The sequence below is a fragment of the Gemella haemolysans genome, assembly GCF_028308085.1.
GTDB lineage: Bacteria > Bacillota > Bacilli > Staphylococcales > Gemellaceae > Gemella > Gemella haemolysans_D.
Map to the genome: position 1 here is coordinate 40,299 of NZ_JAQMFS010000091.1, position 13,350 is coordinate 53,648.

The window sequence follows — 13,350 nt, forward strand, 5'->3', positions numbered from 1 at the left end:
CAATAGAAACTAGTAGCTCTTCAAAACTAGTTTAAATAGCTATCTTGAAGAGTTTCACCAAGTTTGATGTTATCACTGTAGTCAACAGGAACATCAATAACAACTGGCCCTTCAATTTTGAAAGCTTCTTCTAAGCATTTTGCAAATTCTTCTTTTGTAGTTGCACGCATTCCTACAGCTCCATAAGATTCTGCATGTTTTTTAATATCTACTTGGCCAAGATGAACCGCAGAATCGCGACCGTATTTCATTTCTTGTTGGAAGGCAACCATATTATAAGATGAGTCGTTCCATACTACGTGAACAATAGGAGATTTCAATCTAACTGCAGTTTCAAGTTCCATTGCTGAGAATAAGAATCCTCCATCACCAGAAATTGATAAAGTTTTCTTATTAGGATAAAGTAATCCAGAAGCAATTGCCCATGGTAGAGCTACTCCTAAAGTTTGCATACCGTTAGAGAATAGTAGGTGACGAGGTTCATAAGAACGGAAGTGTCTAGCTAACCAAATTCCATGAGATCCAATGTCACAAGTTACTATAGTATCATCTGATACAGCATTTTGAGTTTGTTGAATAATTTCTAGTGGGTGAAGACGTCCTTCGATTTTTGATTTAGGTGGCTCATCTCGTTTTACTATTTCTTCTTGAAGTTCTTTTAAGTAAGCTAGGTTTTCTTCAGAAATTCTTACTTTAGGATTTCCGTTATAAATACATTTTAATGTTTCAGAAATATCTCCGATAAGTTCAATATCAGGTTGGTAATCACGATCAATAACAGCAATAGTATCATCAATGTGAACTAGAGTAGCATTTTTATTTGTATTCCAATATACCGGATCATATTCAATAGGATCATATCCGATAGAGATTATTAAATCTGCTTTATGTAATAATCTATCTCCAGGCTGATTTCTAAATAATCCAACACGACCATAGAAGTGTTGAACTAATCCACGAGAAATTACTCCAGCAGCTTGGAACATTTCAACAACAGGAATACCTGTTTTAGCGACTAATAAACGAATAGCTTCTGTAGCTTCTTTAGTTGATGCATTCATTCCTAGTAAAAGAACTGGAAGCTCAGCATTTTCTATTTTTTCAACTAAATCACTAACGTGTTTTGGATCTGCTATCCCTAAAATAGGCTCTCTAAGACGTTTGATAGCTTTCACAGAAGTTTTTTCATTTATTACGTCTGCAGGTAGTGATACGAATGTAGCTCCTTTTTTAGGTTCTTTAGCTTTTCTAAATGCATTAGTAATGGCTTCAGAAATACTATCTTGATGACCAACTTCAACAGCTGATTTAGTTACCGGACGAAGAAGGCTAACATTATCCATACTTTGGTGCGTTTGTTTTAATAAATCAGAACGCTTAACTTGACCTCCGATTGCGACAACAGGGTCACCTTCAGAGTTTGCAGTAATAAGTCCAGTAGCAAGGTTACTAACACCAGGTCCTGAAGTAACTAAAGCAACACCAGGTTTTCCAGTTAGACGCCCAACAGCTTGAGCCATAAAAGCAGCATTTTGTTCGTGACGTACAACCACAAGTTCAGGTCCACGATCAACAAGAGCATCGAATACAGCATCTATCTTTGCACCAGGTATAGCAAAAACGTGTTTAACTCCTTCATTTATTAATGTATCTACAACTAATTCAGCGCCTCGGCGAGATTGTTGTTCTAAATGTTCACTCATTATTATTCCTCCTAAATCATGAGACTAAAAAATATATAATAATATTCTAACTCTATATCATATTTTTTTCAAGAATAGAATACTAGTATAAGTGTTATTGAAATTCAATTTTATATGTATTCTATGTAAATATTGCAAAGAATGGGGCTGACCCAAAAGTCATAAAATTTAACAAAGTGTATATGAGAACTCATAGACGCAGTGGTTTATTGATATCTAAATTCACTTTATAAAAGCTTTTTAGATATCTAATAACCTGTACGGGGGTGACTCTACAAAATCGATTTCTTTGAAATCACGATTTTTGAGTCACTCCCATATTACCTATTATGAGGTGGTAAAATATTGTTGTTAAAATATTCTTCTCGCAAGATTCCGTATTTTACAGAATCATAGTAAACACCGTTGAAATATCTAACCTGTCTAATTCTAGCTTCACACATAAGACCAAGTTTTTTAGCTAATCTCATCATTCGAGGATTACCACTCCAAGTAGTAAGTCCAATGTGTTGAATATCAGGGAATTTATTAAAACAGATTTTAATCCATTCATTTAATGCTGTATAGCCTATTCCTTTTGACCATGTATGCTGCTCGTAAATTACTATTCCAATCTCTAGCCATCGAGTAGCAAAACATTCCCAATAGTAAGTAACAATTCCTATAGGTTTATTGTTTAAAAATATTCCTAGTACACGGTCACTTAAATAATATTCGTGATGATTTTTAAGTAGGAAGGTATCTAAATCAATTAACTTAAAATCATTAAAGTAGGGGGCGTTATATTTACTCCATTCTGGAGTTTCTGATGAGTAAATAACGTTATATAAGTCGGTTAAATGTTTTTCTTCTATCTTTTTCAGTGTAATCATAAAAATCTCCTTTTTTATATTATAACATAAGAAAAATTTTAAAATATATAAATAAGTTAAATTAAGCAGTCTAATTATTATATTGAAGAGGTTTATGATATAATAAGTCATGAAAAATGATTAGAGAGGTGAACGATGGAAAAATTTAGTAAAATAATTTCTGATATCTTTCTTTGGATTATGAATATCGGGTTATTGATTATAGGGATATTATTGTCATTTGGTTTGATAATGGAAGCTAAAGAAATATTCCACGAAGGATCAAAATTCCTTGCCGAGCAGGGAAATTATCAACACTTTGTAGAAGGAATATTAGTATTTTTCTTATATTTCGAGTTTGTTGCTTTAATAGTTAAATACTTTAAAAATAATTATCATTTCCCACTTAGATATTTTATCTATATTGGAATCACAGCAATTATAAGATTGATTATTGTTCAACATGATGATCCTAAAAGTGTTTTAATCTGGGCAGCTGCGATTTTACTATTAGTAATTAGTTTAGCTATTGCTGAAAAATTTATAAAAAAAGATTAAGAAAAGACTTCGAACAAAATCTGTTCGAAGTCTTAGTATTTATTTTACAGTGTATTTTCCTGTTTTGTAGTCGATAGTTACACCTTTTTGGAAGTTTGGTAAAAATACATTATATTTAACACTTTTACCATTATCCTCAACAGACATTGCTTCCATAATTACTCCTTGTGCTACAAGGTCATTACCTTTGAATACTGGAGTTACACGGTAACGAACATGTTTTTTAGTCTTTTTAACGTAGTCAGCAACTTCATTTTCAAAAGGAATCATATTAAGATTCATAAATCTTGTACCAGTCATTAAGTTTTTATCATTATCATTTTCACCGGCAAGTTGGAACGCGATAAGATGAGATCTATCGTAAACATGAGTTCCACGGTTACTTTGCCATCCACTAGGACGAACGTGAGCAATTTCTTCACGTTTATCTGTTGGCATTAAATCAACACCAATAATTCCATTTGCTTGGCCAACACGACCAAGTTTATCAAGTGGACTGTAATTTTCATAGGATGTTGTAGAAAGATCTTCTTTAGCAAAATATGGGTTATTGTTGTTTAATACCTTATATTTATTATTATCTGTAGCTTCACTTTCTTTTGGTGCAGTAAGTGAATTTATCACATCATCAGGAATTTTTGATACACTTGTAAAAGTTGTAGTATTAGCATTTTTATTTGAAGATTTATTAGTATAGTATGTTATAGCAAATGCAGCTAGAACAACTATAGCTATAGAAATAATTGAAAATAGTGATAATTGTTGTTTTTTTCTCTTTGCCATATGGTCTCCTTATTTTTTATAATATGTTAAATAACTAAGAGGGAGTGACTCAAAAATCGTGATTTCGTAGAAATCGATTTTGTCGAGTCACCCCCGCACAGTTTATTAGATATCTAAAAAGCTTTTATAAAGCGACTTTAGATATCAATAAACCACTGCGTCTATGAGTTCTCATAGACACTTTGTTAAATTTTATGATTTTTGGGTCAGCCCCAAAAATTAATTTTATTTTTTGAAATAATTAATGCCCATTGCATCTTTTACTTCATCTAAAGTAGCAGCTGCAACTCTTTCAGCTTTTTCACTTCCAGCTTTAAGCATTCTATAAACTTCAGCTTTATCTTTTGCGAATTTCTCACGACGTTCTCTGATAGGACGTAGGTAATCTTGCATTACATCATTTAAACGACGTTTTAGTTTCATATCACCAAGTCCTCCACGAGAGTAGTGTTCTTTTAGCTCCGCAACTTCATCTGTACGAGAATCGAAAATATCAAGGTACGTGAATACTACATTTCCTTCTACCTGACCTGGATCTTCGATTTTAATGTGATTTGGATCAGTGTACATTTTCATGATTTTAGCTTTAATGTTTTCTTCACTGTCACCTAAGTAAATACCATTATTTAAACTTTTACTCATCTTACCTTGTCCATCAATACCAACAAGTCGAGCATGGTTTTTTGGCGGTAGGACAATTTCTGGTAATACAAGAACTTCTTTGTTGTAAGTTCTATTAAAATCACGTACAATTTCACGAGTTTGTTCAAGCATTGGTTTTTGATCTTCTCCTACAGGAACGTGAGTTGCTTTAAACGCTGTAATATCGGCAGCTTGACTTACAGGATATGTGAAGAATCCAGCAGGGATACTTTCACCAAATTTCTTATCATTAATTTCTTGTTTAACAGTAGGGTTACGATGTAATCTAGAAACTGAAACTAAATTCATGTAGTACATATATAATTCAGCAAGTTGTGGAATTTGTGATTGAATGAAAATAGTTGTTTTACTAGGATCAATTCCTACAGCAAGGTAATCAAGTGCAACTTCTGTTATATTTTCAATAACTTTCCCAGGATTATCAGCATTGTCAGTAAGCGCCTGTTGATCGGCTATCATAATAAATACTTTAGTATCATCTTCATTTTGTAAAGCTATACGATTTTTTAAAGAACCAACATAGTGACCTAAGTGAAGTTTACCAGTTGGTCTATCTCCAGTTAAAATAATTTTTGTCATAAAAGGGTAACTCCTTTATAATAATTTTTATAATTCCTTATAATTATACCATAATATATGAAAAGTTTGTTTGAATTAGTACAAAAAATATCATTTTGGATAAAAATTTAGTGTTTTACTTAGAAAAAAATGTTATAATAAGAGATAAAGAAATAGTTAATTATCAAGGAGATTAATATGATATACATAGAATCAAAAAGTAATGATCCACGCTACAATACTGCACTAGAGCTATATGCTTTTAATGAACTTGCAGAAAAAGATGATGTGTTTATGCTATGGATAAACTCACCATGTATCGTTGTTGGTAAAAACCAAAACACAACAGAAGAAGTAAACCAAAAATTCTGTGATGACAAAGATATCAAAATCGTTCGTCGTGTAAGTGGGGGTGGAGCAGTATACCACGATTTAAACAACTTAAACTACACAATTATTTCAAACGGTAGAAGTGGTGAAGAATTTGACTTCAAATCATTCTCACAACCTGTGCTAGATGCATTAGACTCATTAGGAGTTAAAGCAGAATTTACTGGGCGTAATGACTTAGAAATCGATGGACAAAAATTCTGCGGTAATGCTCAATACGTACGCAATGGGCGTATTATGCACCACGGATGCTTAATGTTTGATGTTGATACATCAGTTTTAGCAGATGCTTTAAAAGTCTCTAAAGATAAAATTGAATCAAAAGGTATCAAATCAGTGCGTTCACGTGTAACAAATATTAAGGATCATCTTCCAAACCAGGACATGACAGTTCAAGATTTCGTAGCTGCACTGAAAAAATATATGAGTGAAAAATACGAAATGACTGATTTTGTTGCAACTAAAGAAGATGAAGCTGCAATCTTAGCAATCCAAGAAGAAAAAAATAACTCATGGGATTGGGTATACGGTAAGAACCCTGACTTCAACATTAAACGTAATAGAAGACTAAAAACTGGTAAAATTGAAGCTAATATCATGGTAGAACAAGGAGTTATTACTAATATCAAATTCTATGGAGACTTCTTCGGAGTAATGGATGTAGAAGATATTGCTAAAAAATTAGTAGGTGTAAAATACCAAAAAGAAGATATTCAAAAAGTTTTAGAGCAAATCGATATTAATTCATATTTCTTAGGAGCTACATTAGAAGAAGTAGTAGATATATTAGTAGACTAATAATGGAGTAAAGTATTATGATAATTGCAACGACAAACTATGTTCCAGGAATGGAAGTAGTAGAATATAAAGGATTTGCTACAGGTGAAGTAGTAGCTGGGATTAATTTCATTAAAGATTTAGGAGCAGGAATTCGAAACCTTTTTGGTGGAAGAGTTCAAGGGTACGAAGATGAAATTATTCAAGCAAGAACTGAAGCTTTAAAAGAGCTAGAAGCTCGTGCAGCAGCAATGGGAGCAAATGCGGTTATCGGAGTTAGAATAGACTTCGATGCTCTAGGAAGTAACGGTAATAACATGCTTTTAGTAACAGTTACAGGAACAGCAGTTGTAGTAAGATAAAATATATAATAGTAAAAATAAAATTAATAGCAATATTTTATAAGATATTGTATAATATTAAGCAGTTATTAAAATTTTAATAGAGAGGAAAAATATAATGAAAAAAATATTTAATTTTAAAAAGATTTTCTCTATTTTACTTTTAACAATCGCTCTAGTAGTATCAGCTGTATTTGTAGCTGGATGTAGTAGTGATAAAAGTTCGAGTTCGAGTTCTAGTTCATCAGATTCGACTTATAAAGTAAGTAAAGAAGATAAAGATTATTTATCAAAACGTTTTGCAGATTTAACTAAAACGAATAATGAGACTGTAGCATATATTTATGCACCAGGTACAGATTTAGATGAACCTGTAGTACAAACTAATGACAATGAAACATACTTAAATAAAACATTCGAAGGTGGAAATGTTCCTTACCTTGGTACTGTATTTATGGATATGGACAACAAAAAAGATTTCCATGATAGATTAACTTGGTTATTCGGACACGCTCGTGGAAGTAAAGTAGGAGACCACCGTATGTTTAACGATGTTAACTATTATGACAAACAAGAATATATGGATAAACACAAATATGTAGTAATTGAAACTCCAGAGAGAAAATACTACTATGAAGCAGCATTCTTAACAATCGTACCTGAGACAACTTCATTCTATCGTTTAGATTTTGAAAGTGATGAAGATTTCTTAAACCAATTAACTAACGTTAAAAAAGATGCAACAACTAAGAATGATAGTGTTCAACTTAAAGCTACAGATAAATACTTAGTATTATCTACTTGCCGTGAGGAAGATGAAACAATCCGATCTAATCTGTACTTACGTCAAATCCCAGATAATGAGATGAATGATTTTGAAGCTAAACATAAAGATGAATTAAAATATGTAGCTAAAAGATAATAAATAATAAAAAGCAATCCAGTGATTTTAATCACTAGATTGCTTTTTTCTATTTAGTAACATTATGTTTAGGCATTATTTTAAATTCTCTAATTAAGAAGAATAAAGAAACTGAGAATGCACAAAGATCAGTCACTGGAGTAGCATAAATTATTCCATCAATACCAAAGAAATGAGAAAGAACAAATAACATTGGTATTAGTACTATAAGTTGTTTAGTTAAGGCAATAGTAACTCCAATTTTTGGTTTTCCTATTGCAGAGAAGAATGTCGAACTTGAAATTTGAACACCGTTTATAAATGTGAATAGTAAGAAGAATCTCATGTACTTAACTGCAAACTCAAAGTAAAGTTCATTACCATTACCAAATAGACTAACAATTTGTTTGGGGAAAATTTCGAAAATTAAGAAAAATGTAATTGAGATAATCATTGCATATTTCATAGTATATCTCATTGTAGTACGAACTCTTTCGTATTTTTTTGCTCCGTAATTATATCCGAAAATTGGTTGTGCTCCTTGAATTAATCCAATAATAATAGCGATAAATATTATATTAATTTTTGCTACAATACCTGCAACTGCAATGGGAATGTCGTTACCGTATACAGAATTTGTACCGTGAATATTTAATAGGTTGTTTGTTACGATTTGTGCAATCATATTAGATCCTTGGAAAACAAACGAAGGCATACCAAATCCGGCTGCAACTTTTAATAAAGGTAGCTTAGGTATGAAATCTTGTTTATTAAATTTAACACTTTTAAATCTCGGGAAATAAAATACAAGAATCATTGCAGATAAAAATTGACTTATTACTGTAGCCCAAGCTGAACCAGCAATTCCCCAACCGAATCCAAAAATAAAAATTGGATTAAGAATAGTGTTAAGAACAGCACCAAAAATTATAGCAAACATAGAGTATTTTGGACTATTATCAGAGCGAACAATAGGGTTAGTACTAATAGAAATTAGTAAGAATGGAATACCTAAAGAAGTAATTCCAGCAAATGTCATTGCATATTCTAAAATTTCATCAGTAGATCCAAATGCATACATAAGAGGTTTTAAAAATATATGTACTAAAATCGTAATAATAATCCCTATAATAAATAATGAAGATACTGCAGTACCAACTACGGACTTAGCTTTTTCAGGATTTCCACGACCTAGTTCAAGATTAAAGTTAGAGGCAGCACCGATTCCTATCATTAAACCTATAGCTAAGCAAATCGTAGTAAGAGGGAAGGCAACGTTTGTTGCAGCATTACCTAAGTATCCAACACCTTGCCCTATAAAAATCTGGTCAATTACGCTATACATTGCATTAATGATATTAGCTGTAATAGCAGGCCAAGCAAATGATGTAAGTAATTTTTTTATAGGTTTTGTACCTAGTGGATTTTCTATATAATTTTGTGTTTTTTCCATATTATTTCCTCCTTAAGTTATTTTATTCAATAGTGTAAAGAAAATAGTAATTTCTTCTTCAGTCAAGTTTTTAAGAACTTCTTTTTCAGCTGTGTTTAGTAGATTAGAGTAAGTTGATAAAATTTCTGTACCTATTTCAGTCAAATGTAGTGTAAAAGAACGTCTATCTTTCACTCCGCGTTTTCTAATAACAAAATTTTGCTTTTCGAGTGCATCGATGTTTCTTCCAACAATATTTCTATCTTTTCTATGGATTTCAGCAAGTTGAGCTTGGGTAACTCCTTCATTTTCTGAAATGTAGATAAGAGTAATGAAATGTCCATGTGTAATCCCAATTTCAGCCAAAGGTTGTTTAGTATAACTTCTCATATTCTCTAATAGCGTAATAAGCTTATAACCCAATGCATCTTTTAACATAAATTCACCACCTAAAATAATATAGCTAATATATTATATACTTAGTATACTATTTTGTCAATATAAAAAAGGAAACACTGAAAATAATATATTTTATACTTTCTTTTCAGTGTTTTCTTGTTATTATTGAAAATTAGATTCTATTTGAACTACTATATATACATAGAGATAATTAATGCTCTAAACCACCTGTTATTTTTGTATCTTCTTTATCAAAGTAATTTACAGAAGTTTTTATAATAATTTCTAAAGCTTGGATTATGTCTTCTTTTTTTATAAAAGGCATATTAGGTTTATCTTTAACCTGTTCTTCAATATATGGGATATGAATAAATCCAGCTTTAATATTTGGATATTTTTTTGTAGTTAGGTATAAAGCCTCATACATAATATGATTACATACAAAAGTACCAGCAGTATTAGAAATAGCAGAAGGGATATTATTTTTATTTAATTCATCAACAATTGCTTTTATTGGCAGTGTAGAAAAATATGCATTCTCTCCATCTTTTCGTATGGTTTCATCAATAGGGCTATTTCCAATATTATCTGGGATTCTAGCATCATCAATATTAATAGCGATACGCTCAGGTGTAATTTTACTTCTTCCACCAGCTTGTCCAACGCAGATTACTATATTAGGAGAAAATGATTTTATGTTTTCTTCTAAAACACGTGAGCTATCTTTGAATACTGTAGGTAGGGTAACTTTTTTTATTTCTATATTATCTATTACATCTGATAAGCTATTAACACATAAACTAGAAGGATTAATACTCTCGCCACCAAACTTATCAAAACCAGTTATTAATACTCTCATAAGGCACCTCATAATATTTATAAAAAATATATTGTAATAATTAACTTAATAATATTCTAAGAAAATTATTACATCTGAATTAATTAAATTTTTAAATTATAATAATTATAAAACAGTTTAGATAATTTTAAAATAGTATTTTTATAATTTTAGGAGATAAATTGTAATTAATCATAAAATAAGAGATAAAAAATCATAAATTTACCAGTTTTAATTTTCAGATTTTTAAGAAATAATCTTACATTATTCTGAAAAGAATGTTATAATATATTAACTATCTAAGATGTATTTTGTAAAAAGATAAGTTTTACTTTATTAATAGTCGATAAAACAAAGTTATGTGAAGTAATTTGAAATAAATAGGGAGGGGAAGATTATGTATCGTACAAAAAAATATTATGATAATAAGTTGTATATTGTTCAATTTATTACCGTAGTTTTTATTTTACTAAGAACTATAGTAAATTTAACATCAATTTTTATTATTCAAGTTATCTTGGATAGTTTGATATCTAAAGATTTTGAGAGAGTTTATCATTTTGTTAAATACTTGATAATAATATTAGTATTTTATTTTTTATTGTTATTTCTTTCTCAATATTTTTTAAGAAAACTTTTCTTTCTTGGAAATTTTTCTGTCTTAGAGTATTTTTATGATAAGTTTTTAAAAAGTGAATATAATGATTTTAAAGAAGCAAAAAGCGGTGAAATATTATCTAAGTTAACGTCAGATAGTATAAAGATATCAGATTGGTATTCTCAAGGTAAAGTTATTTTAGTAACTCAGTCTTTTATTTTGTTTTCTATATTGATGTTTATGTGTAGGTATAATGTTTCGATAACACTTATATTATTCTCTGTAATACTTGTATGTTTTTTTATTATAAAACAAATAAGTAAGAAGCTTTCGAATTGTATGAAGAGTGAACAGAAATTATTAGGTGAAACTAATCAATATATACTTCAGTCAATATTAGGTTATTTTGATTTAAAGCAATTAAATAAAGAACAGTACTTTATAGATTATCTTAAAGAAAATATTATAAATAAGAGAATAAAGGTCAATACTGACTTAGCAAAGTATTTTTCGTTATATGTAGGTATATCTGCTACTGTTGCATTTATACTACCTATTGTTTCTCTATTACTTTCAGTGTATTTTATAATATATAAAGATTTCTCCATAGGTTCGGCTATTGCAATATTTTCTACAGTTAGAATGTTAGATGAACCTATAAATTCTATATCAGATAAAATAACTGTTAGGCAGACTGCTTATAAAATAGAAAGTGAGTTGTCTAAGACTTTCAATAATAAAAGCAATGAAGAGAAGGAAGTATTAAAAATAAGTAATTTTAATAGTGTAAATGTGAATATAGCTAGTTTTTATTTTAAAGACAATCTGATTTTATCTGATTTTAGATTAAACATAAATAAGGGTGATTTTCTAATCCTAAAAGGAAGAAGCGGAGTAGGAAAGACGACGATATCTAATCTTATATTAAGAAACTTGCAAGAGGGTGCATATAAGTTAGATGGGGAAGTCTTAATCAATGAAAAAGATATATATAAGAATAATATTCAAGTTTTAGGAGAATTTTTGAAAGTAAGTCAAGAACCATACATATATGAAGCTACAATAAGAGATAATATTCTCTTAGGTGATTCATACGAGGATAGACTTGATGAGATAGCTAGATTATTACACCTGCAAGAATTGATTGATAAATTAGGGTATAATTATTTATTGAAAGAAAACGGAAAAAACTTAAGTGGTGGAGAAAAGCAAAGACTAGAGTTGGCTAGAATATTAATAAGAAGACCTGAGTTTATTATTTTGGATGAACCGACAAGCGCTATGAATACCAATTTGAGTGAATTAATAGTAGAAAACATTTTTAACTACTTAAAAGAACACAATATTACAAGTTTGATAATAACTCATAGTAAAGAATTTGATAAATTTGCTACAGATATCATAGAAATTAAATAAGAGTAAGAGCAACATTATAAATATTACCGCAGATAAGTAATACTTATACATGGAGTTAGATACTAGTGACTTAGGATTTTGATTTTATAAAAATTAATTTTCCTAAGTCTTTCTTTGTCGTTTTATATAAGATATATTTTGAAGGTGCTGAATCAAAAGTTTCAAATTTTAGAAAGTTTATATGAGAATCTTAGATATGGTACTTTATTGATATCTAATTTCGCTTTATAAAAACTTTTTAGGTATTTAACAAACTGTATTATTGTTATTTGGTAAAATCGATTTCTCAAAAATAAAGATTTTTGAGGATCTCTTTATAAGATAAATTGTAATTGATTATTAAAAATGATATTATTAAAACATAAGGGGTGAGGATTTTGTCTAGAGAAGAAAAATTAAGAACTATTATTAGCACGATAGATAATTCAGAATATAGTGCTAATAAGAAAACTACTAATAATAAGTGTATGATGAGAACATTTAAAGAAGCTAACGACACTTGGTTAGCTGAAGTATATTCTAAGAAAAAATATGCAGATTATAAACCATTTCAATTTGTTGATGGAGAGGGAGTAAGGTGTTCAATATATTTAAGTGGTTGCTTATTCTCTTGTAAAGAGTGCTTTAATGAAAGTATCCAAAACTTTAACGCGGGACAATTATATACAAAAGAAATAGAAGATAAAATCATACAAGATTTAAGTAATTCGTATGTACAAGGATTAACAATTTTAGGAGGAGAGCCATTTCTTAATACTCAAGTAGCTAAATCTTTAGCGAAAAGAGTAAGAGATGAATTCGGTTCAACAAAAGATATCTGGGTATACAGTGGTTATACATATGAACAACTCTTAAATGCTAGTGAGGATAAAAAAGAATTATTAAATCTATGTGATGTATTGGTAGATGGACCGTTCATGATTTATTTGAAAGATCTAAGTTTAAGATTTAGAGGGAGTAGTAACCAAAGAATTATAGATTTAAAAAATTCGAGTAGGGATAATGTAGTGTTATATTTAGAATAGTAATACTAGAAATGAAATTACTTTTAATAGAAAGTTTTTCATGATATAATATTTAAGTTAATAATTAGGGACATATAAAATCTCTAATTATTTTTGTTAATTAAATTATTGAGAGGA

Annotated in this window: 13 protein-coding genes; 6 read left to right on the plus strand and 7 right to left on the minus strand. The window is 29.7% G+C overall.

What is annotated here, in order from left to right; translation table 11 throughout:
* Positions 1-26 precede the first annotated feature (26 nt).
* Positions 27-1,703: an acetolactate synthase AlsS gene (alsS, locus tag PNO30_RS07325; protein WP_271964822.1), complete on the minus strand. Its 1,677-nt coding sequence runs from the start codon at positions 1,701-1,703 to the stop codon at positions 27-29.
* A 320-nt stretch (positions 1,704-2,023) separates the two neighbouring features.
* Complete coding sequence (locus tag PNO30_RS07330) at positions 2,024-2,575, minus strand: GNAT family N-acetyltransferase (RefSeq protein WP_271987730.1); 552 nt, start codon at positions 2,573-2,575, stop codon at positions 2,024-2,026.
* A gap of 135 nt (positions 2,576-2,710) precedes the next feature.
* Here PNO30_RS07330 and psiE point away from each other — a divergent pair, with 135 nt between their 5' ends.
* Positions 2,711-3,112 carry a phosphate-starvation-inducible protein PsiE gene (gene psiE, locus PNO30_RS07335; RefSeq protein WP_271964824.1) on the plus strand — a complete coding sequence of 134 codons (402 nt, stop codon included), beginning with the start codon at positions 2,711-2,713 and terminating at the stop codon, positions 3,110-3,112.
* 39 nt (positions 3,113-3,151) lie between these two features.
* Here psiE and PNO30_RS07340 read toward each other — a convergent pair whose 3' ends face one another.
* Complete coding sequence (locus PNO30_RS07340) at positions 3,152-3,895, minus strand: DNA/RNA non-specific endonuclease (protein WP_271964825.1); 744 nt, start codon at positions 3,893-3,895, stop codon at positions 3,152-3,154.
* Between the two features lie 225 nt (positions 3,896-4,120).
* Positions 4,121-5,137 carry a tryptophan--tRNA ligase gene (gene trpS, locus PNO30_RS07345; protein ID WP_271987732.1) on the minus strand — a complete coding sequence of 339 codons (1,017 nt, stop codon included), beginning with the start codon at positions 5,135-5,137 and terminating at the stop codon, positions 4,121-4,123.
* Between the two features lie 177 nt (positions 5,138-5,314).
* Between trpS and PNO30_RS07350 the strand changes: the two genes are divergently transcribed.
* The 3 genes from PNO30_RS07350 (at position 5,315) to srtB (ending at position 7,546) form a co-directional block, all read left to right on the plus strand.
* Entirely contained in the window at positions 5,315-6,304 is a 990-nt protein-coding gene (locus tag PNO30_RS07350; protein WP_004392810.1) for a lipoate--protein ligase, read from the plus strand.
* Between the two features lie 17 nt (positions 6,305-6,321).
* Positions 6,322-6,645 (plus strand): heavy metal-binding domain-containing protein, encoded by a 324-nt coding sequence (locus PNO30_RS07355; protein WP_271964828.1) that lies wholly within the window; start codon positions 6,322-6,324, stop codon positions 6,643-6,645.
* Positions 6,646-6,742: 97 nt separating this feature from the next.
* Positions 6,743-7,546: a class B sortase, LPKTxAVK-specific gene (gene srtB / locus PNO30_RS07360; protein WP_271987734.1), complete on the plus strand. Its 804-nt coding sequence runs from the start codon at positions 6,743-6,745 to the stop codon at positions 7,544-7,546.
* Between the two features lie 49 nt (positions 7,547-7,595).
* On the opposite strand, the gene PNO30_RS07365 is transcribed toward srtB, so the two are convergent.
* The 3 genes from PNO30_RS07365 to pcp form a co-directional block, all read right to left on the minus strand.
* Positions 7,596-8,978 carry an MATE family efflux transporter gene (locus tag PNO30_RS07365; RefSeq protein ID WP_271987735.1) on the minus strand — a complete coding sequence of 461 codons (1,383 nt, stop codon included), beginning with the start codon at positions 8,976-8,978 and terminating at the stop codon, positions 7,596-7,598.
* 12 nt (positions 8,979-8,990) lie between these two features.
* Complete coding sequence (locus PNO30_RS07370) at positions 8,991-9,395, minus strand: MarR family winged helix-turn-helix transcriptional regulator (protein WP_271987737.1); 405 nt, start codon at positions 9,393-9,395, stop codon at positions 8,991-8,993.
* A 172-nt stretch (positions 9,396-9,567) separates the two neighbouring features.
* The gene (gene pcp, locus PNO30_RS07375) at positions 9,568-10,215 is read right to left on the minus strand and encodes a pyroglutamyl-peptidase I (protein WP_271987739.1); all 648 of its coding nucleotides are present in this window, start codon (positions 10,213-10,215) and stop codon (positions 9,568-9,570) included.
* Between the two features lie 376 nt (positions 10,216-10,591).
* Here pcp and PNO30_RS07380 point away from each other — a divergent pair, with 376 nt between their 5' ends.
* Together PNO30_RS07380 and nrdG are read left to right on the plus strand one after the other, a co-directional pair.
* Positions 10,592-12,208, plus strand: coding sequence for an ATP-binding cassette domain-containing protein (locus PNO30_RS07380; RefSeq protein ID WP_271987741.1), 1,617 nt, complete (start codon positions 10,592-10,594; stop codon positions 12,206-12,208).
* Between the two features lie 377 nt (positions 12,209-12,585).
* Positions 12,586-13,233 (plus strand): anaerobic ribonucleoside-triphosphate reductase activating protein, encoded by a 648-nt coding sequence (nrdG, locus tag PNO30_RS07385; RefSeq protein WP_271987743.1) that lies wholly within the window; start codon positions 12,586-12,588, stop codon positions 13,231-13,233.
* The last annotated feature ends 117 nt before the right edge of the window (positions 13,234-13,350 follow it).

Coding starts and splice junctions, on each gene's coding strand:
- alsS (WP_271964822.1), bottom strand. CDS start 1,703: ATGAGTGAACATTTAGAACAACAATCTCGCCGAGGCGCTGAATTAGTT.
- pcp (WP_271987739.1), bottom strand. CDS start 10,215: ATGAGAGTATTAATAACTGGTTTTGATAAGTTTGGTGGCGAGAGTATT.
- PNO30_RS07340 (WP_271964825.1), bottom strand. CDS start 3,895: ATGGCAAAGAGAAAAAAACAACAATTATCACTATTTTCAATTATTTCT.
- PNO30_RS07355 (WP_271964828.1), top strand. CDS start 6,322: ATGATAATTGCAACGACAAACTATGTTCCAGGAATGGAAGTAGTAGAA.
- PNO30_RS07330 (WP_271987730.1), bottom strand. CDS start 2,575: ATGATTACACTGAAAAAGATAGAAGAAAAACATTTAACCGACTTATAT.
- PNO30_RS07380 (WP_271987741.1), top strand. CDS start 10,592: ATGTATCGTACAAAAAAATATTATGATAATAAGTTGTATATTGTTCAA.
- PNO30_RS07370 (WP_271987737.1), bottom strand. CDS start 9,395: ATGTTAAAAGATGCATTGGGTTATAAGCTTATTACGCTATTAGAGAAT.
- srtB (WP_271987734.1), top strand. CDS start 6,743: ATGAAAAAAATATTTAATTTTAAAAAGATTTTCTCTATTTTACTTTTA.
- PNO30_RS07350 (WP_004392810.1), top strand. CDS start 5,315: ATGATATACATAGAATCAAAAAGTAATGATCCACGCTACAATACTGCA.
- PNO30_RS07365 (WP_271987735.1), bottom strand. CDS start 8,978: ATGGAAAAAACACAAAATTATATAGAAAATCCACTAGGTACAAAACCT.
- psiE (WP_271964824.1), top strand. CDS start 2,711: ATGGAAAAATTTAGTAAAATAATTTCTGATATCTTTCTTTGGATTATG.
- trpS (WP_271987732.1), bottom strand. CDS start 5,137: ATGACAAAAATTATTTTAACTGGAGATAGACCAACTGGTAAACTTCAC.